Raw genomic sequence first — 19,070 nt, 5'->3', positions numbered from 1 at the left:
GTCATCCCTCGAAGCGGTAGCCCATGCCGGGCTCGGTGATCAGGTACCTCGGGTGCGAGGGGTCCGCTTCCAGCTTGCGGCGCAGTTGGGCCATGTAGACCCGCAGGTAGTTGGTGTTCTCGGAGTATGTCGGACCCCAGACGTCGAGCAGCAGCTTCCGCTGGCTGATCAGTCTGCCGGGGTTGGTGATGAGGATCTCCAGCAGGTGCCACTCGGTCGGCGTCAGCCGGACACTGCGATCGTTTCGCCTCACCTTCTTCGCGACCAGGTCGACGGTGAACTCGTCGGTCGTGACCGTGGCGATCTCGTCGGCGGGCGCCGGAACCTCCCGGCGGCGGACGGCGGCGCGCAGCCGGGCGAGGAGCTCGTCCATGCTGAACGGCTTGGTGACGTAGTCGTCGGCCCCCGCGTCCAGGGCCCGGATCTTCTCCTCGGAGGTGTGCCGTGCGGAGAGGACGAGGATGGGCACACCGCTGGTCTCCCGCACCCCCTTGATCACGTCGATGCCGTCGATGTCCGGCAGGCCGAGATCGAGCAGGATGACATTCGGCTTGCGTGTGGCTGCCAGCCGCAGGGCGGTGTTTCCGTCGGAAGCCGTCTCGACCTCGAACTTCCGCGCCTCCAGGTTGATCTTGAGCGCGCGGACGAGCTGGGCATCGTCTTCCACCACCAGCACCTTGATCATCGGTGTGGGGCCTTCCTCTTTCGTGGGTACGGGGCGGAGCCGGCGGGACGCGGGGGTTTCCCCTTCACCCAGCGGTGGCTGGGGGAGATGCGCGTCCCGCCGGCTCCAGACCCTTGCTGTGCGGAATGTCAGCTCTTGGTCAGTGCCTTGAGCGCGATGTTGAGTTCGAGGACGTTGACTCGGGGTTCGCCCATGAAGCCGAGGGTGCGGCCGGTGGTGTGGTCGGCGACGAGCTTTTCGACCTGCTTGACGTCGAGGTTGTTCTGCTCGGCGACGCGGTGGATCTGGAGCTTGGCGTACTCGGGGGAGATGTCGGGGTCGAGGCCGGAGCCGGAGGAGGTGACGGCGTCGGCCGGTACGTCCTCGGGCTTGACCTGGTGGCCGGTGGTGGAGTTGTCCGCGATGACCGCTTCCTTGGCGGCGATGACCTGGGCGCAGAGGGTGCCTTCCTCGGCGTCCTTGGTGCACTGGCCGTTGACGGCGCCGTTGTCCGCGGAGCGGTTGGTGGCTCCGGAGAGGATGAGTGAGTACTGGGTGTTGACGCTGTTGGAGCCGAGGCCGTTGGAGGGGCGGGGCTGGAACCATTTGAGGTCCGGCTTGGCGGCCTCTTCGGCGTCGTCGGGGTTCTGCTTGGGGAGGTTGTAGGTCTGCCCGATGAGGGAGGAGCCGACGACCTGGCCGCTCTTGTCCTTGATCTCGGAGCCGTTGGCCTTGTCATTGAAGAGGGCCTGGGCGATCCCGGTCACGGCGAGCGGGTAGATGACCCCGCAGATGACCGTGAGGACCAGCAGGGCCCGTAGGCCCGCCCCGATCAACCTTGCTGTGTTGCCTACAGAGTTGTTCATGGGGTCAGCCGATTCCGGGGATGAGGGAGATGAGCATGTCGATGATCTTGATGCCGATGAACGGGGCGATCAGGCCGCCGAGTCCGTAGATCCCCAGGTTCCGGCGGAGCATCTTGTCGGCGCTGGTGGGCCGGTACTGGACGCCCTTGAGGGCGAGCGGGACCAGCGCGATGATGATCAGCGCGTTGAAGATGACGGCGGAGAGGATCGCGGAGTTCGGGGAGGAGAGGCCCATGATGTTGAGCTTGTCGAGGCCCGGGTAGACCACGGCGAACATGGCCGGGATGATCGCGAAGTACTTCGCGACGTCGTTGGCGATGGAGAACGTGGTCAGGGCACCGCGCGTGATCAGCAACTGCTTGCCGATCTCGACGATCTCGATGAGCTTGGTGGGGTTGGAGTCCAGGTCCACCATGTTCCCGGCCTCCTTGGCGGCCGAGGTACCGGTGTTCATGGCGACGCCGACGTCGGCCTGCGCGAGGGCGGGGGCGTCGTTGGTGCCGTCGCCGGTCATGGCGACGAGCTTGCCGCCGGCCTGCTCCCGCTTGATGAGGGCCATCTTGTCCTCGGGCGTGGCCTCGGCGAGGAAGTCGTCGACACCCGCTTCCTCGGCGATGGCCTTGGCGGTGAGGGGGTTGTCGCCGGTGATCATGACGGTCTTGATGCCCATGCGGCGCAGTTCGTCGAACCGCTCGCGCATGCCTTCCTTGACGACGTCCTTGAGGTGGATGACGCCCAGGACGCGGGCGCCCTTCTCGTCCTCGACGGCGACCAGGAGCGGGGTGCCGCCGGCCTCGGAGATCTTGTTGGCGAGTGCGTCGGCGTCGTCGGAGACGCGGCCGCCCTGCTCGGTGACCCAGGTGATGACGGAGCCGGCGGCGCCCTTGCGGGTCTTCTTGCCGTCTACGTCGACACCGGACATGCGGGTCTGCGCGGTGAAGGCGATCCACTCGGCCTGCGACAGCTCGCCCTGGTGGCGTTCGCGCAGCCCGTACTTGTCCTTTGCGAGGACCACGATGGAACGGCCCTCGGGAGTCTCGTCGGCCAGCGACGACAGCTGGGCCGCGTCGGCCAGCTCGGCCTCCGTCGTCCCCTTGACCGGGACGAACTCGGAGGCCTGGCGGTTGCCGAGGGTGATGGTGCCCGTCTTGTCGAGCAGCAGCGTGGAGACGTCACCCGCGGCCTCGACCGCACGACCCGACATGGCGAGGACGTTGCGCTGGACCAGGCGGTCCATGCCCGCGATGCCGATGGCCGAGAGCAGCGCACCGATGGTGGTCGGGATCAGGCAGACGAGGAGCGCAGTGAGGACGATCATGGACTGCTTGGCGTCCGCGTAGATCGCGAACGGCTGCAGCGTGACGACCGCGAGCAGGAAGACGATGGTGAGGGACGCCAGCAGGATGTTGAGGGCGATCTCGTTCGGGGTCTTCTGCCGGGCGGCGCCCTCGACGAGGGCGATCATGCGGTCGATGAAGGTCTCGCCCGGCTTCGTCGTGATCTTGATGACGATCCGGTCCGAAAGCACCTTGGTGCCGCCGGTGACCGCGCTGCGGTCACCGCCCGACTCGCGGATGACCGGGGCGGACTCGCCGGTGATGGCGGATTCGTCGACGGAGGCCACACCTTCGACGACGTCGCCGTCGCCGGGGATGATGTCGCCGGCCTCGCAGACCACCAGGTCACCGATCTTCAGTTCGGTGCCGGGGACCTGCTCCTCGGTCTTGCCGTTGAGGCGGCGGGCGACGGTGTCGGTCTTGGCCTTGCGCAGGGTGTCGGCCTGGGCCTTGCCTCGGCCCTCGGCGACGGCCTCGGCCAGGTTGGCGAAGATCGTGGTCAGCCACAGCCATACGGTGATGGCCCAGCCGAACCAGTTCGTGGGGTCCTTGATCGCGAGGACGGTGGTGACGATCGAGCCGATCAGGACCACGAACATGACCGGAGACTTGATCATGATCCGGGGGTCGAGCTTGCGGACCGCGTCCGGGAAGGACTTCAGCAGTGCCGTGGGGTCGAACAGCCCCCCACCGACACGGCCGGCAGGCGGCTTGTGGCCGGTTGGCAGGTCGTCGTGCGGAGCACGGGTCGGTGTGGCGGTGCTCATGATGCGAGCCCTTCGGCGAGCGGACCCAGCGCCAGGGCCGGGAAGTAGGTGAGTCCGGTGATGATGATGATCGTGCCGACGAGGAGGCCCGCGTAGAGCGGCTTGTCGGTGCGCAGGGTGCCCGCGGTCTCGGGGACGGGCTTCTGCTCGGCGAGCGATCCGGCCAGTGCGAGGACGAAGACCATGGGCAGGAAGCGGCCGAGGAGCATGGCGATGCCGATGGTGCTGTTGAACCACTGGGTGTCGGCGTTCAGGCCCGCGAACGCGGAGCCGTTGTTGTTGGCGCCGGAGGTGTAGGCGTAGAGGATCTCCGAGAAGCCGTGGGCTCCGGTGTTCGTCATGGAGTTGCCCGGGGTGGGCAGGGCCATCGCCGCCGCGGTGAAGCAGAGTACGAGGGCCGGGGTGATGAGGATGTAGCAGGCGGCGAGCTTGATCTCGCGGGTGCCGATCTTCTTGCCCAGGTACTCGGGGGTGCGGCCGACCATGAGGCCGGCGATGAACACGGCGATGATCGCCATGATCAACATGCCGTAGAGGCCGGAGCCGACACCACCGGGCGCGATCTCGCCGAGCTGCATGCCCAGCAGCTGGATGCCACCGCCGAGCCCGGTGTAGGAGGAGTGGAAGGAGTTGACCGCACCGGTGGAGGTGAGCGTGGTCGCGACCGAGAAGATCGAGGAGGCCGCGATGCCGTATCGGGTCTCCTTGCCTTCCATCGCGCCGCCGGTGACTTCGAAGGCCGGACCGTGGTGCGCGAACTCGGTCCACATCATCAGGCCGGTGAAGGCGACCCAGATGATGCCCATGGTGGCGAGGATGGCGTAGCCCTGGCGCAGGTTTCCGACCATGCGGCCGAAGGTGCGGGTCATCGCGAAGGGGATGACGAGGATCAGGAAGATCTCGAAGAGGTTCGAGAAGGGGGTGGGGTTCTCGAAGGGGTGGGCGGAGTTGGCGTTGAAGTATCCGCCGCCGTTCGTGCCCAGTTCCTTGATGACTTCCTGGGAGGCGACCGCGCCGCCGTTCCACTGCTGGGTGCCGCCCATGCTGTGCCCGTTCAAAAACTGGCCGACCTCGTGGATCCCGGCGAAGTTCTGGATGGCGCCGCAGGCGACCAGGATGATCGCACCGATCACGGAGATCGGAAGCAGGATGCGGACGGTGCCGCGGACCAGGTCGGACCAGAAGTTGCCCAGCTCACCGGTGCGCGAACGGGAGAAGCCCCGCACCAGCGCGACGGCGACGGCCATGCCGACCGCTGCCGAGACGAAGTTCTGGACGGCGAGGCCGCCGGTCTGCACGACGTGGCCCATGGCCTGTTCGCCGTAGTACGACTGCCAGTTGGTGTTGGCGACGAAGGAGGCGGCGGTGTTGAAGGCCTGGTCGGGGTCGATCGCGACGAATCCGAGGGAGCCGGGCAGGACGCCCTGCAGGCGCTGGAGGAGGTAGAGGAAGAGGACGCTGACGGCGGAGAAGGCGAGGACGGCGCGCAGGTAGGCGGGCCAGCGCATCTCGGCCGACGGGTTGGCGCCGATGGCCTTGTAGATCCACTTCTCCGGCTTGTAGTGCTTTTCGGAGGAGTAGACGCGGGCCATGTAGTCGCCCAGGGGGCGGTAGGCCAGTGCGAGTGCGGCGATCAGTGCGAGCAGCTGGAGCACACCAGCGGTTACGGGGCTCATATCAGTGCTCAGAACCTCTCCGGGTACACGAGGGCGAGGACGAGGTAACCCAGCAGGGAGACGGCCACCACGAGGCCGACGATGTTCTCGACGTTCACAGCTTGGTCACCCCCCGGGCGATGAGAGCCACCAGCGCGAACACCGCGACCGTGGTGACGACGAAGGCCAGATCGGCCATCGCGAGCTCCTGAGTTAAGTGGAAGAAATGAATCGGCCAGATGGCCGATGACGAGATAACCGTGTCTTCAGCCGGGTGTTAAGCCACCTTGACGGGGTCCATACGGGGGCGCGGAAACCCTTAACGCCACCCTGACGGGGCGGGCGGCCTGCCGGCGATCAGGCCTGGTGAGGCAGGCCGGACGTGTCCAGGGCGGCCCCGGCCTGAGCGGCCAGCGCGACGGCCACCAGACGGGCCTCCTCGGGCGGCAGGGGGCGGTCGGGGTGCGGATTGAGGAGGAAGCGGCCGTAGTAGTGGCCGCCGCCGATCACCCGCAGCTCGGTCTCGCCCTCGGGCCAGTCCGCGTACGCGGTGATCCGGCTGCCGCAGCGCAGCCACACGCTGCCGTCGTGCTCCAGCCGGGGCAGCCGGCCCATCAGGGTTCCGTACTCGAAGCGGCAGCCCCGCAGCCCCAGCAGGCCGACCAGCTCCCGGCGCACGTACTCGACCACCGCCTCCGGCGAGCCGCCGCCCTCGACCAGCCGGGCGGTGCCCTGGAGGCTCGACAGGTGCGCGGTGTCCGTGACCACGACCGCCTGGAGCCGGCGGGTGCGAACCGCCAGCTGGGAGACGATCAGGCCCACGACGAGCAGGAGGACCGCTGTCTGGATCTCGTCGCCGTCAGCGATGGCGAACCGCTGGTAGGGCCTGGTCAGGAAGAAGTCGAACCAGGCGGCCGCCGAAAGGGCGGCCAGCGCACCCGCCGCCCGCGTGCCCAGGGCGGCGACCGCGACCACCACGACGACCATGATCAGTGCCTCGTTCGTCGCCGAGAGGTCCTCGCGGAAGGGCACGAGCGCGAGCGCGACGAGGAAGGGGGCCACGAGGCCCGCGACCAGTGCGAGCGGATCGCGGAGCCGGAACCAGTAGCCGGACATGTGAGGCCTCCCGTCAGGAGGAGCCGATCGAGATGAAGAGCGTCGCTCAGAACTTCTCGGGCTTGATCAGGGCGACCACGAGATAGCCGAGCAGTGCCAGGGCGATGACCAGGCCGACCAGGTTCTCCGCGTCCATGACGTTCTCTCCTTCGCCGCAGTCGGGCGCGCTCGCCCGGATCCAGCCTGCCCCTCCGCGGCGCCGACGCAACACGGGACGCCGCCTATTGACGCACCTCATACGCCGCTCCCGCCCCCGCGTATGGAACACGTGAAGAGTGGTGGGGCGGACGTATGGAATGCGCCAAGAGTGCTGGTAGCCGCCCCGTACGGCTTCGACGCTGTTCTCACTTTGCTCATTCGGAGGGACCGGCGACATGGCCATACACGTAGGAAAACCGACCACGGTCGCACAGGAGCCGGGCCAGGAAGAGCCCCCCGATGGCGGTGCGACCGGAGCCGGAGCCGGAGCCGGAGACCGCCACAAGCTGACCGCTCTCCAGGGCCTCTCCGCGCTGTCGCTCGACGCGATGGCGTCCGTGGCGTACGGACCCGAGTCGATCGTGCTCGTCCTGGCGGCAGCCGGTGCCTACGGCATGGGATTCACGCTCCCGGTCACGCTCGCGATCGCCGCCCTGCTGGCGGTGCTGGTGGCCTCGTACCGGCAGGTCATCGCCGCGTTTCCCGACGGCGGCGGCTCCTACGCCGTGGCCAAGAGGCACCTCGGCCGGCGCACCAGCCTGGTCGCCGCCGCCTCGCTGATCCTCGACTACGTGCTGAACGTCGCGGTCTCCGTCACCGCCGGCGTGGCCGCCCTGACCTCCGCCTTCCCGGCGCTCCACGGTGAGCGCGTGTGGATCTGCCTCGCCGTCCTGATCCTGGTCACCGCCGTGAACCTGCGCGGAGTCGTCGACTCCGCCAAGGCCTTCCTCCTGCCGACCGCGCTCTTCGTCGGGTCGATCCTCGCGATGATCACCGTCGGTCTCTTCCGCGACGGCCCGGTCAGCACCGCCTCCGCCGCCGGACACGCCTCCGCGCTCGGCGAGGGTGCCACCACGGTGGGCGCCCTCCTGCTGCTGAAGGCGTTCGCCGCCGGCTGCTCGGCGCTCACGGGCGTCGAGGCGGTCGCCAACGCCGTACCGTCCTTCCGCGCCCCGGCCGCCCGCCGCGCCCAGCGCACCGAGGTCGCCCTCGGCGCCCTGCTCGGCGTCATGCTGATCGGCCTGTCCATCCTCATCGGCCGCTTCCACCTCCAGCCGGTCGAGGGCGTCACCGTCCTCGCCCAGCTCGCCGACGCCTCGTTCGGGCACAACGCGGCCTTCTACGTCGTCCAGTTCGCCACCATGGTCCTGCTGGCGCTCGCCGCCAACACCTCCTTCGGCGGCCTCCCCGTGCTGATGAGCCTGCTGGCCCGGGACAACCACCTGCCGCACGTCTTCGCCCTCAAGGCCGACCGGCAGGTGCACCGCCACGGCGTGGTCTGGCTGGCGCTCGTCTCCGCCGCCCTGCTCGTCTTCTCGGGCGGCGACACCAACACCCTCGTCCCGCTCTTCGCGATCGGCGTCTTCGTCGGCTTCACCATCTGCCAGGTCGGCATGGTCCGGCACTGGTACGGCGAGCGGCCGAAGGGCTGGCAGACCAAGGCCGCCCTCAACGGCTTCGGCGCGGTCCTGACGGGCGTCTCCGCCGTCGTCGTCACCGCCACCAAGTTCACCGAGGGCGCCTGGCTGATCGTCCTCGCCCTGCCGCTGATCGTGCTCGTCTTCGAGAAGGTCCACCGCGCCTACGCCGAGATCGGCGAGCGCCTCGAACTGGGCCGCGTCCCGCAGCCGCCGCACCAGGCCCACTCGCTCGTCGTGGTCCCCGTCTCCGGCCTGTCCCGGCTGACCTGCCAGGCCCTCACGGCCGCCCGCTCGCTCGGCGACGAGGTCCTCGCCGTCACCGTCACCCATCCCACGGCAGAGGACCGGCTGGCCGCCGAAGCCCTGCGCCGGGACTGGGAGTTGTGGAAACCCGGCGTCGAACTGATCGAACTGTCCTCGGAGACCCGCTCGCTGGGCCGCCCGGTGTCGGCGTACGTGCGCAAGCTCGCGGAGACCCACCCGGACGCCCAGGTCACCGTCCTCATCCCGGAGACCGAACCCGCGCACCTGTGGCAGCGGCTGCTCCAGAACCAGCGCGGCTCCGTCGTCGCCCACGCGGTCCGCCGCGACACCGACGCCGTCATCTGCCGCCTCCGCTTCCGCATCACGGAGGAAGCCGGACCGGCGGTCCTTGACGTCACCCGCACGGGGTCCTGACGCCTTCGATCCGCCCGCCGTTAAGAGGGCACAAATTACCTGTCCGGTACGGCTGCCAAGGCCTCCGGGACCGGTAAGTTCCTGCCCGTTCCACCGCCGGGGATCCCAACGTCACATGACGAGCCGGAGGGGGTCCCACAAGGGACGGATCCCCGGCGGTGCACCCCTCGTTCCGGCTGCGCCGATTCGACCCGAAGGTCTCGCCATGCCTCCCGCCGCCACTCGGCAGGTACCTCCCGTTCCGTCCCCTTCGCAGGCTCCGGTCAACCGACCGCCCAGAAGGCGCCCAGGCCGAGGGCCCCTGCTGGAGTCGATACGGCCGGCGGCCTCCTTCCGCGAGGCGTTACGCAAACTCGAACCCCGTGAACTGATCCGCAAACCGGTCCTGTTCGTGGTCGCGGTCGGCTCGGTACTGACCACGCTGTCGGCGCTCGTCCACCCGTCGGTCTTCACCTGGGTGATCAGCGTCTGGCTCTGGCTGACGGTGATCTTCGCGAACTTCGCCGAGGCCGTCGCCGAGGGCCGGGGCCGGGCCCAGGCCGCTTCGCTGCGGAAGGCGCGTACGGACACCGTCGCGCTGCGGCTGCGGCACTGGACCTACGGCACGAACCTGCGGAACGCCGAGACGGAGGCCGTCGCCCCGAGCGAGCTGCAGCCCCTGGACGTCGTGCTGGTGGAGGCGGGCGAACTGATCCCGGCCGACGGCGACGTCATCGACGGCGCCGCGTCCGTCGACGAATCGGCTGTCACCGGCGAATCGGCGGCAGTGATCCGAGAGGCCGGCGGCGATCGCAGCGGGGTCACCGGCGGTACGACCGTGCTGTCCGACTCGATCGTCGTACGTGTCAGCTCGCGCCCCGGCAACAGCTTCATGGACCGGATGATCGCGCTGGTCGAAGGCGCGTCCCGGCAGAAGACCCCGAACGAGATCGCGCTCAACATCCTGCTGGCCGCCCTCACCGTCATCTTCATCCTGGTCGTCGTCACGCTCCAGCCGATGGCCGCGTACGCGGGCGCCGCCCAGACCACCACCGTCCTCGTGGCCCTCCTCGTCACGCTGATTCCCACGACGATCGGCGCCCTGCTCTCCGCGATCGGCATCGCGGGCATGGACCGTCTCGTCCAGCGCAACGTCGTCGCGATGAGCGGCCGCGCCGTCGAGGCCGCCGGGGACGTGAACACCCTCTTCCTCGACAAGACCGGCACCATCACCCACGGCAACCGCGAGGCGACCGCCTTCATCCCGCTCCCCGGGATCGACCACATCAAGCTGGCGGACGCGGCCCAGCTGGCCTCCCTGTCCGACGAGACCCCCGAGGGCCGGTCCGTCGTCGCCCTGGCCCAGCAGTACGGGCTTCAGCCGGTCGCCCAGGAGGAGCTGAGCAACCCGCGATTCCAGGCGTTCAGCGCCCGCACCCGCATGAGCGGCATCAACCTGAGCTGGGACAACGGCGCCGGCTGCGCCATCCGCAAGGGCGCCGTGGCCCAGGTGTCCGAGTGGGTGTCGCTGCGCGGCGGCACCGTACCGCCGCAGGCCGCCGCATGGTCGGCCTCCGTGTCCGAGTCCGGGGGCACCCCGCTGCTGGTGGCGGTCCACGACTGGGACGGGCCGCGGGTCCTCGGCATCATCCACCTCAAGGACGTCGTGAAGGAGGGGATCCGGGAGCGCTTCGAGGAGCTGCGCAGCATGGGCATCCGTACGGTCATGGTGACCGGGGACAACGAGCTGACGGCCCGGGCCATCGCGCAGGAGGCGGGGGTCGACGAGTACCTGGCCGAGGCCACCCCCGAGGACAAGCTCGCGCTCATCCAGCGGGAGCAGGCCGGCGGCAAGCTGGTCGCCATGATGGGTGACGGCACCAACGACGCCCCGGCGCTCGCGCAGGCCGATGTCGGTGTGGCGATGAACACGGGTACCTCGGCCGCCAAGGAGGCCGGGAACATGGTGGACCTGGACTCCAATCCGACCAAGCTCATCGACATCGTGGAGGTCGGCAAGCAGCTCCTGATCACCCGAGGGGCCCTGACCACCTTCTCGATCACGAACGACGTCGCGAAGTACTTCGCGATTATCCCCGCCATGTTCGCCGCCGCCTACCCGGGCCTGGAAGCGCTCAACATCATGGGCCTGCACAGCCCGTTGTCCGCCATCACCTCGGCGATCATCTTCAACGCCCTGATCATCATCGCGCTGATCCCGCTCGCCCTGCGCGGCGTCCGCTACAAGCCCGCCTCCGCGCACGACCTCCTGCGCCGCAACCTCGGTGTCTACGGCCTCGGCGGCCTCATCCTGCCGTTCATCGGCATCAAGGTCATCGACCTCTTCGTCTCCACGATCCCCGGGCTCGGCTGAAGTCCGCCAAGACCTCGTCAGAGGGTCGTCAGGGCGCTTGAGACCCCAGCCGCGGACCAGTTGGATGGATGGCGTGAACATCGGTCAGCGCCATGACGACCGGCCGCCGTCATGGCGGAGCCGTGCCGTCGTCACGTCGGTGCCGCCGGCCACGCGGCCTGCCCGTTTCCGTCGGCGCAGCGCCCGCTGACCCTTGGCGGCAAGCGCCCGTTGCCCTCTTGCGGTCCACCGCGCGACCGCAGGCGCACCCCCCCCGTACCCGATACGGACCACACCTCACCGCACGGCCGCGCCCCCGGCTTCCCGGCCGCCCGCCGCCGTGCCTGTCCACTGGAACCCCTCATGTCTTCGTTCCTGTCCGGCCGGACCATCATGGTCACCGGTGCCACCTCAGGCATCGGCTACGAGACCGCCCGCCTGCTCGCGGAGTGCGGTGCCACCGTCCTGCTCCACGGCCGCACCGCGGCGGAGGCCCGGGCGGCGGTGAAGCAGCTCCTCGCCCACTACCTGCTCACGCATCTGCTGGAGCCGGCGCTCACGACCGAGCCGGGCGGACGCGTCGTGAACGTCTCCTCCTCCATGCACCGCACCGCGTCGATCATGTGGAACGACCCCAACCGCACGCGCCGTTACTCCAGCCTCGCCGCCTACGCGCAGTCGCGGCTCGCGCTCACCGTCTTCGCGGCCGACCCCCGCGTCACCGCCGTGTCCGTCAACCCGGGCGTCTGCGAGACCGCGCTGAGGCCGCTGTACGGACACGAGGGCGCGACGCCCGCCGAGGGCGCCACCCACATCGTGCGGCTGTGCGACCCGGCCGTCGAGATCGTCAACGGCGCCTACTACGACCGCGGCGAGCGGATGGAACCCGCCGCGGGCGCGACCGAGGAGCGCACGGTCAAGCGGCTGAACAAGCTCGCCGACCAGCTCGTCGGCCACTCCGTCTGACGGGGTGGCACACCAGTCCGAACCCGGCCGCAAGGCCGGCCGGCGCCGACGCCGGCCGGCGCCGGTTCCCCGCAGGGGCGGCCCACCGCCCCGGGCCGCCCCCGCCTCTCTTCCGTCTCCGATGAGGTGGCATCCGCCGTGATCGAGCTCGTTCCCTCCCGTCTCCCCGCTCTGGCCCGCTGGTTCCCCGGCGGGGCTCCCGGCGTCGCGGCTCTCCCCGAGCACGTCGAGGCCACCGGCAGCGGCCGCTGGTGGGCGGACCGGCCCGTGGACCCGAGGGTGGTCGCGGTCTCCAGCGGTGACCACGTCCTGCTGCGCGGCGACCCGGGCGCGCTCGCCCCCGACGCTCTCGCACGGTTCGCGGGCAGCTACATCGAAGCCCCGGCCCGTTTCCTGCCCCTGTTCGGCGGCGTGTTCCAGCGCATCGACCCGTGGGAGCGCATGGTCTACGTGCACCAGGCGCCCGCCATGGCCGCCCGCCCGGCTCACGGCATCACGGTGCGCCGGCTGACCCCCAAGGACGCGGCGGCCGTCGTCGGCCTCGGACCCGGGGCGGCCTGGATCCACAACACCTGGGGCGGCCCCGAGCAGCTCGCGTCCTCCGGTCTCTGCTGGGGCGCCTTTCACCGGGGCCGTGCCCTCTCCCTGGCCTGCACCTACTTCCTCGGCAGCGCATACGAGGACGTCGCCGCCCTTGCCGACCCCGGCCACCGCCGGCAACACCTCGCCCTCGCCTGCGTCACCGCCCTGTGCCAGGACATCGCCGCCCGCGGCCGCACGGCGAGCTGGACCTGCTCCCGCGACAACCGCCCCAGCCGCCTCCTGGCCTGGTCGGCCGGCTTCCGCCTGACCCGCGAGTACGTCCACTACGCGACGGGCCCGCTCGCCGGCTGGCGCTCCCGGGGGCGAAGGCGGCCTGACCCCGTACGGGACCCGCCGGCTTCCCCGTGGGAAGGCTCGTAGCGCGACTCGGGGGAGGAGCCGCTCAGTAGGATGCGGTGGGTGGGTCCCGGAAGGGCGGCGAGGGCCGGACCAGGGGGACCGGGCGGAATGCGGGGGGCCTTGAACATCGCGGGGATGCACATCGGCGGCCGCTACCGGCTGGAGGAACTGCTCGGACGCGGCGGGATGGGCGAGGTGTGGCGGGCCCACGATCCCCGGCTCGCCCGCGAGGTCGCCATCAAGTTCCTCCCCCCGCACCTGGCCGACGGCCACGTCGTGGACCGCTTCCACCGCGAGGCCCGGGTCACGGCGCGGCTCCAGCACCCGGGGATCACCCAGGTCTTCGACACCGGTGCGCAGGACGGGCAGCTCCACCTGGTCATGGAACTGCTCGACGGGCGGAACCTGGGCGAGGTGCTGCGGGAGGAGACGTCCGGGCTGCCCGTGCACCGGGCACTGGACCTGGCCGCTCAGGTCGCCGACGCGCTCTCGTACGCGCACCGGGCGGACGTCGTCCACCGGGACATCAAGCCCGCCAACCTCGTGCTGGTCGCCGACGACCGCGTGAAGGTGTGCGACTTCGGGATCGCGGGGTTCGTCCACGCGGACTCCGGCCTGACCCGGGAAGGCAGCCTCATGGGCACGCCCGACTACATGGCGCCCGAACAGTGCCAGGGGCAGCGGGTCGACGGACGGGCCGACCTGTACGCCCTCGGCTGCGTCCTGTTCGCCCTCCTCACCGGGAGGCCGCCGTTCACCACACACGGAGACTTCCGGGTCGTGATGATGGATCACATCCACACGCCACCCCCGCGGCTGGCCTCGCTGCGGCCCGGCGTGCCCGTGGAGCTCGACCGGCTCGTCTCGGTGCTGCTCGCGAAGGATCCCGGTGACCGGCCCGCCTACGCCGGGGCCGTCGCCGACCGGCTCAGGGACCTCGGTTCCCGGCGTGGCGGGACGACGCCGTCCACGCCCGGGCAGGTCTCCGCGCTCCCCGTCGTCTCCGGACCGGACCCCCGGTACGCGTACGCCGGCCGCCCGGCGCCGGCCGCTCCTGATTCCGATTCCGATTCCGGTTTCACGATGGAGGCGTACTACAACGAATTCCTCCAGCCGGGGGCGACCGAGGTCAGCCCGATCGTGACGGTGACGGGTGCGGGCGCGGCCCCCGGCGAAACCGCGGCCGCGGCGCCCCGCGCGCTGGTCTTCCTGCTCGGTCTCTCCGAGGAGCTTCCCGAAGCGGACTTCCGCGCCGTCCGGGCCGCGGTCGGATCCGCCGTCGACGGCCTGGACGAGGGGGTCTCCTTCGCCGTCGTCGCGGGCTCGGAACATGCCCGGATGCTCTACCCCGACACGATGCGCCTGGTCCGGGCGAACGCGTCGACCAAGGCCGAGGCGCGCGCCGCGCTGGCCGGGCTGGAGCCGATCGGGGCGGCCGCCTTCGGCCGGTGGCTGCGGCTCGCCGACCGGCTGCTGGCCGCGCACGGCGACGCCGTACGCACCGCGATCCTCCTGATGGACCTGAAATCCACGGCCGAGAGCCCCGAGGAGCTGGCGGCCGTGCTCGCCTCCTGCACCGGCCGCTTCTCCTGCCACGTCCGCGGCATCGGCACCGACTGGGAGGTGGCCCCGGTCAGATCCATCACCACGGCGCTGTCCGGGACGATGGACCTCGTCATGGACCCCTCGGAGCCCACGTCGCCGTTCGCGGGGGAGCTGACCTCGCTCATCGCCCGGACCCGCCAGGCGTTCGCCCGCAACCTCGCCCTGCGGGTCGCGATGCCCGGAGGCGGCCGGGTGCGGTTCGTCAAACAGGTCACCCCGTCCGTGGACGACCTCACCGGTCACGGGTATCAGGTCGGCCCCGGCACCAGCGAGTACCCCGTCGACGTTCCGGACGGCGAGTCCTGCGACTTCCACGTCCTGCTGGACCTGCCGGCCGGACGCCGTGCGGACGAGGCCGTCGCAGAGATCGTCGCAGCCGAGCTGAGCCTCGTCGCGCTTCCCCCGTACGGCGACGGACAGACCCTCGCACGGCTGCCGCTCCCGGTCCGGGAGGACGCCGGACCGGTGGTGGACCGGAGCCCCTGAATGCCGGTCACTCCAGACCGGAGACCTTGAAGACCGTGTGGGCCGTCTCGCGGTCGATGCGCCCCGCCAGCTGGCGCAGGGCGGTCGTGCCGCACAGCAGGGTGCCCCGCTCGACGGACGTGCGGGTGTCCTCGTCGAGACGCCGCCACAGGGCGGGATTGCGCACGAGGACGGTCGGGTCGATCTCGACCCGGCTTCCTTCCGAGTCCCGGAGGATCATCCGCTGGGACACCCCGTCGGACCACCGGATCGAGACGAGGGAGTCGGTACGGACGGTGTCCGTCACCAGCAGTCCGCGGGCGGTCAGCCGGCCGGGCCGGGCGGAGACTCGGGGCGGCAGCAGGATCACGAACACGAGGACGGCCAGGCCGGTCCAGAGGGCGCCGCGGATCAGGTCGAGCCGGCCGGCGCCCCCGTCCAGCACCAGTAGGGCGGCGAGCAGCAGGGAAGCGACACCGATCGCCGATCGCCTCTCGCCGGCCCAGTGGATGTCCTGCGCGAGCGGCTCAGGAAGCTCCGCGTGCCCGGCTTCCGCGCCGGCCGCGGACCGAGTGAAACGTCGTCCCATGAGAGCGACGTTAGGACGGGCCGGCGCCGTGACCGTGGACCCTGACGCACTGCTGACGCCGTGGCGACGACATCTTGACGGGTCCGCTCCACGCCCGCCACAGCGGGCCGCCGCGCCGGCAGGAACGCCGGCAGGAACGCCGGACGACTCGGAGCCAGGGGTTCCGTATGAGGGTCGTCAAGGTCGGGTGGCTCACCGTATGGACGTTGTCAAGGCGCCCGGCGGCGGCCCGGAAACCGCTGTTTCATCGAGGGAGCGTTCCATCCGAACACTGCCCTCGTGCCGCCGGACCGGTGGCGGGCGAGCCGTGGCCGGTGGGGGCGGGCAACCACCGTGGGCCGGTCCCGATCGCTCCTTGACGACGTACGACAGGAAGGCGGCACGCCGATGACCCGGGTGCTGGTGGTGGATGACGAACCGCAGCTGATGCGGTCTCTGGTCATCAGTCTGAAGGCGCGGAAGTACGACGTGGCGTCCGCCCAGAACGGGGGCGCGGCCCTGGAGGCCGCCGCGGGACGCCGCCCGGACGTGGTCCTGCTCGACCTGGGCCTGCCGGACATGGACGGGGTCGACGTGATCAGGCGCCTGCGCGGATGGTCGCAGGTGCCCATCCTGGTGGTCTCCGCCCGCCACGGCTCCGACGAGAAGATCCGGGCCCTGGACGCGGGCGCCGACGACTACATCACCAAGCCCTTCAGCATGGACGAGCTGCTGGCCCGGCTGGGAGCCGTCTCCCGCCGGGCGCTGCCACAGGAACCGGTCGCCGCGGACGAGGCGGTGGTGGAGACGGAGGAGTTCACCGTCGACCTGCTCGCGAAGAAGGCGCGGCGCAAAGGACGGAACATCAGGCTCACGCCGACGGAATGGCACGTGCTGGAGGTCCTCATCCGCAACCGCGGCCGGCTCGTCAGCCAGCGGCGTCTGCTCCAGGAGGTGTGGGGCTCCTCCCGCGGCTCGCAGACCAACTACCTGCGCGTGTACATGGCCCACCTGCGGCGGAAGCTGGAAGCGGATCCGTCGCACCCGCGCCATCTGATCACGGTCTCCGGGCTGGGGTACCGCTTCGAGGCGTGAGGGACGCGTCAGGGGAGAGGCAGGGGGGCGAAGCCGGAGCGGGCGCTGTCAAGGCCGCGTCAATTCGGGGCCATTCGCGTATGAAGACCGCCAACTCGCCTGGTACGTCGAACTGTTGAGCCAGATGCTGGCCTGCACGCAGGGCCGTACGAACGGCCCGGTTGTGAGCTGGAGGGCGAGTGACGATCACCGCCGGTACCGAGCACGGCCGGCGGGCGGGGACCCCGGAAACCGCCGCCGAAACCCGGGTACCCGACGTTCCGAGACCCGGCTGCCCCGGGACGTCCGGCAGGACCACCCGGTGTCCGGCCTCGACCAGCGCCGTGGCCAGGGGCAGGGACGCGGAGGCGTTGAAGTTCGTCCCCGCGACGAAGACGACCGTGACCGGGCCGGATCCGGCGGTGACCACGTGCGTCCGTGCTCCGTTGGCGGTGATCGTCGTCCGCTCGTGCGGCACCGGCCACGCGTCCAGCCGGTCGGTGCACCAACTGCGGATGTGCTCCCTGCCCTCGGCGCTGCGGTAGATGGAGTCCATCGGTTGAGTATCGCCGCTCATCCCGCCGCCAGGCGTTCCCTCGCGGCCGGTGCGCCGACGACGTAGTGGGTGTATTCGACCTTGGGGCGGAAGCCCGCCGTCCACGCGAGCAGGCGCCCCGGCCGGTTGCCGGTGGAACAGGTCCAACTCGGCGTGTGGCCGCGGGTGGTTATGTCCGAGGACAGGGCGTTGACGCAGTCGAGCGCCAGGTACTGGATGCGGGGGTCGGGGACGGTGACGCAGGCGATGTCCTCGTAGGCCGTGCCGAGGAAGTAGGTGCAGGCGACCGCCACGATGCGGTTGCCGTGGAAGGCGGCCCAGGCGTAGCCGGAGCGTGCGAGGGCGTCCGGGCCGCCCCAGGTGCGGTGGATCCAGCTCATCGCCGGCGGCAGCGTGGAGAGCGCGCGGGCGTCCCCGGCGTTCAGCCTGCGCACCGTGACGCCCCGCGGCGGCCGGGTGGCCGAGGCGCCCGAGCGTCGGACGTGCACCATCCGCTGCCGGGGCGAGACATCGTCGAAACTGGTCCTGATCAGCGGAAGGAAGCGGCCGGGGGCCTCGATGCGGCGGTCGCCGAAGCGCGCGAGGTCCTTCGGGGTCAGGGCCTGCGGGTCCCCGCGCAGCAGTACGTGGTGCCCGCATTCGGCGGCGATGACGCGTGGCTGGATGACGCGGTCCACCCACCAGTGGCCGGCCCGGGTGGTCAGGGCGTGTTCGGTGAGGGCGGACGGGCCGGGGGCGCCGGTGGGGAACCAGCCGGCCAGGGCCGGCAGTCTGTGGGACGGAGGTTGATCATTTTCTTCCTCGGGCATGAACGTGGGGCGGCCCTGGTAGGAGGGCCGCCCCACGGGTGGGCTGATGGCTAGCAGCAGGGTTTGCTGCCGTGGTTGGAGCCCTTCTTGCGGCGGGCCCTCTTCTTGCGTGCGCGCTTGGACATGTCGGTGTATCCCTTCAGGCGGTGTGGCCGACGAGGAGGTCGGCGAGCTTGTTGAGGCGCTTGATGGTGCGGTCGTCGGTGGCGGCGGCGGCCGGGGCGACGCGCTCGGAGCGGTCGTAGTAGGCGCCGTTGACGATCTCGGTGGCGGGGTCGCAGAGCGCCACGATGTGGTGGGCTCCCTCGGCGGCCGGCGCGCCCTCGTTCCCGTACAGCGGGAGGAGGCCGGTGTCGCAGATGCCGGGGTTGACGGAGACGGCGGTGACGCGCGGGTCCGAGGCGAAGACGGTCAGCGCCAGCTGCGACTGGGCGTAGGCGGCGAGCCGGGCGTAGCGGCGGATGCGGTGCGGGTCGTTCCACTGGATCGCGGCGGTGCGGTGGAGCGAGGAGGAGACGTTGACGACCCGGCCCCCCGGGTCGGTGGTGAGGGCGGCCGCCAGGAGATCGGTCAGGAGGTAGTGGGCGAGGAAGTTGACCTGGAAGGCGATCTCGTTGCCGTCGGAGGTGAGCGTGTGGCGCTCGGGTGCGGCGATGGCCGCGTTGTTGACGAGCACGTCGAGGCGCGGGTACTCGCGTACGACGGCCTGGGCGAGGTTCTCGACCTCCTCCAGGCGGGCGAAGTCCGCGGCGAGCGGCCGTACGAGGTTGCCGTCGATGCCGGCGGTGGCGATCAGCCGGTCGGTGGCGGCCTGGGCCTCCTCGGGGGTGCGGCCGTGGAGGAGGACGGTGGCACCGCGCTCGGCGAGCTGGCGGGCGGTCTCGTAGCCGATGCCGGAGGTGGCGCCGGTGATGAGGACGGTACGTCCGGACAGGGTTGAAGGCATGTCGGATTCCTGGATCCTGGAAGCGGGCATGGCTGACGGGCCCGGCGCCCCGGTGAAACCGCGGGTGTGGGCTCAGCTCATGCGGGTGAGGGTGGAGACGCGTAC

At 70.5% G+C, this 19,070-nt stretch carries 17 protein-coding genes; 7 read left to right on the top strand and 10 right to left on the bottom strand.

Translation table 11 applies throughout. The annotated features are described in order from the left end of the window. Position 1: 1 nt before the first annotated feature. The 7 genes from ACFYZ4_RS01765 to kdpF (ACFYZ4_RS01735) all read right to left on the bottom strand — a co-directional run bounded on the left by ACFYZ4_RS01765 (position 2) and on the right by kdpF (ACFYZ4_RS01735) (position 6,541). On the bottom strand, positions 2-685 hold the full coding sequence (locus ACFYZ4_RS01765; protein ID WP_351300316.1) for a response regulator: 684 nt from the start codon (positions 683-685) through the stop codon (positions 2-4). A 128-nt stretch (positions 686-813) separates the two neighbouring features. Further along, positions 814-1,530, bottom strand: coding sequence for a potassium-transporting ATPase subunit C (locus ACFYZ4_RS01760; RefSeq protein ID WP_351300313.1), 717 nt, complete (start codon positions 1,528-1,530; stop codon positions 814-816). A gap of 4 nt (positions 1,531-1,534) precedes the next feature. Then, complete coding sequence (kdpB, locus tag ACFYZ4_RS01755) at positions 1,535-3,634, bottom strand: potassium-transporting ATPase subunit KdpB (protein WP_390782692.1); 2,100 nt, start codon at positions 3,632-3,634, stop codon at positions 1,535-1,537. Next, on the bottom strand, positions 3,631-5,310 hold the full coding sequence (gene kdpA, locus ACFYZ4_RS01750) for a potassium-transporting ATPase subunit KdpA (protein ID WP_390782691.1): 1,680 nt from the start codon (positions 5,308-5,310) through the stop codon (positions 3,631-3,633). Before kdpA ends, kdpB (ACFYZ4_RS01755) begins: the two co-directional genes overlap by 4 nt. 8 nt (positions 5,311-5,318) lie before the next feature. Beyond that, complete coding sequence (gene kdpF, locus ACFYZ4_RS01745; RefSeq protein ID WP_136227956.1) at positions 5,319-5,408, bottom strand: K(+)-transporting ATPase subunit F; 90 nt, start codon at positions 5,406-5,408, stop codon at positions 5,319-5,321. A gap of 238 nt (positions 5,409-5,646) precedes the next feature. After that, positions 5,647-6,405: a DUF4118 domain-containing protein gene (locus tag ACFYZ4_RS01740; protein WP_390782690.1), complete on the bottom strand. Its 759-nt coding sequence runs from the start codon at positions 6,403-6,405 to the stop codon at positions 5,647-5,649. A 46-nt stretch (positions 6,406-6,451) separates the two neighbouring features. Then, positions 6,452-6,541, bottom strand: coding sequence for a K(+)-transporting ATPase subunit F (gene kdpF, locus ACFYZ4_RS01735; RefSeq protein WP_390782689.1), 90 nt, complete (start codon positions 6,539-6,541; stop codon positions 6,452-6,454). Positions 6,542-6,779: 238 nt separating this feature from the next. Between kdpF (ACFYZ4_RS01735) and ACFYZ4_RS01730 the strand changes: the two genes are divergently transcribed. The 5 genes from ACFYZ4_RS01730 (at position 6,780) to ACFYZ4_RS01710 (ending at position 15,033) form a co-directional block, all read left to right on the top strand. Next, positions 6,780-8,702 (top strand): APC family permease, encoded by a 1,923-nt coding sequence (locus tag ACFYZ4_RS01730; RefSeq protein WP_351300299.1) that lies wholly within the window; start codon positions 6,780-6,782, stop codon positions 8,700-8,702. A 205-nt stretch (positions 8,703-8,907) separates the two neighbouring features. Further along, positions 8,908-11,055, top strand: coding sequence for a potassium-transporting ATPase subunit KdpB (gene kdpB / locus ACFYZ4_RS01725; protein WP_390782688.1), 2,148 nt, complete (start codon positions 8,908-8,910; stop codon positions 11,053-11,055). Positions 11,056-11,397: 342 nt separating this feature from the next. Further along, on the top strand, positions 11,398-12,000 hold the full coding sequence (locus ACFYZ4_RS01720; protein ID WP_390782687.1) for an SDR family NAD(P)-dependent oxidoreductase: 603 nt from the start codon (positions 11,398-11,400) through the stop codon (positions 11,998-12,000). A gap of 138 nt (positions 12,001-12,138) precedes the next feature. Continuing rightward, positions 12,139-12,963, top strand: coding sequence for a GNAT family N-acetyltransferase (locus tag ACFYZ4_RS01715; RefSeq protein WP_390782686.1), 825 nt, complete (start codon positions 12,139-12,141; stop codon positions 12,961-12,963). Positions 12,964-13,050: 87 nt separating this feature from the next. Continuing rightward, complete coding sequence (locus ACFYZ4_RS01710; RefSeq protein ID WP_390782685.1) at positions 13,051-15,033, top strand: serine/threonine-protein kinase; 1,983 nt, start codon at positions 13,051-13,053, stop codon at positions 15,031-15,033. Positions 15,034-15,040: 7 nt separating this feature from the next. Here ACFYZ4_RS01710 and ACFYZ4_RS01705 read toward each other — a convergent pair whose 3' ends face one another. Next, positions 15,041-15,601, bottom strand: a complete 561-nt coding sequence (locus ACFYZ4_RS01705) for a hypothetical protein (RefSeq protein WP_384352302.1) — start codon at positions 15,599-15,601, stop codon at positions 15,041-15,043. A 387-nt stretch (positions 15,602-15,988) separates the two neighbouring features. Here ACFYZ4_RS01705 and ACFYZ4_RS01700 point away from each other — a divergent pair, with 387 nt between their 5' ends. Together ACFYZ4_RS01700 and ACFYZ4_RS01695 are read left to right on the top strand one after the other, a co-directional pair. Beyond that, the gene (locus ACFYZ4_RS01700) at positions 15,989-16,675 is read left to right on the top strand and encodes a response regulator (protein WP_390782684.1); all 687 of its coding nucleotides are present in this window, start codon (positions 15,989-15,991) and stop codon (positions 16,673-16,675) included. A 323-nt stretch (positions 16,676-16,998) separates the two neighbouring features. Next, positions 16,999-17,199 (top strand): hypothetical protein, encoded by a 201-nt coding sequence (locus tag ACFYZ4_RS01695; protein ID WP_390782683.1) that lies wholly within the window; start codon positions 16,999-17,001, stop codon positions 17,197-17,199. A 28-nt stretch (positions 17,200-17,227) separates the two neighbouring features. On the opposite strand, the gene ACFYZ4_RS01690 is transcribed toward ACFYZ4_RS01695, so the two are convergent. Both ACFYZ4_RS01690 and ACFYZ4_RS01685 read right to left on the bottom strand, forming a co-directional pair. Then, on the bottom strand, positions 17,228-18,019 hold the full coding sequence (locus ACFYZ4_RS01690; RefSeq protein WP_390782682.1) for a GNAT family N-acetyltransferase: 792 nt from the start codon (positions 18,017-18,019) through the stop codon (positions 17,228-17,230). Between the two features lie 139 nt (positions 18,020-18,158). After that, positions 18,159-18,965 (bottom strand): SDR family NAD(P)-dependent oxidoreductase, encoded by an 807-nt coding sequence (locus ACFYZ4_RS01685; protein ID WP_351288857.1) that lies wholly within the window; start codon positions 18,963-18,965, stop codon positions 18,159-18,161. Between the last annotated feature and the right edge of the window lie 105 nt (positions 18,966-19,070).

Source organism: Streptomyces sp. NPDC001513, assembly GCF_042894695.1.
GTDB lineage: Bacteria > Actinomycetota > Actinomycetes > Streptomycetales > Streptomycetaceae > Streptomyces.
The sequence above is the reverse complement of the archived record's forward strand: the minus strand, read 5'-3'. Positions and strand labels throughout refer to the sequence as shown.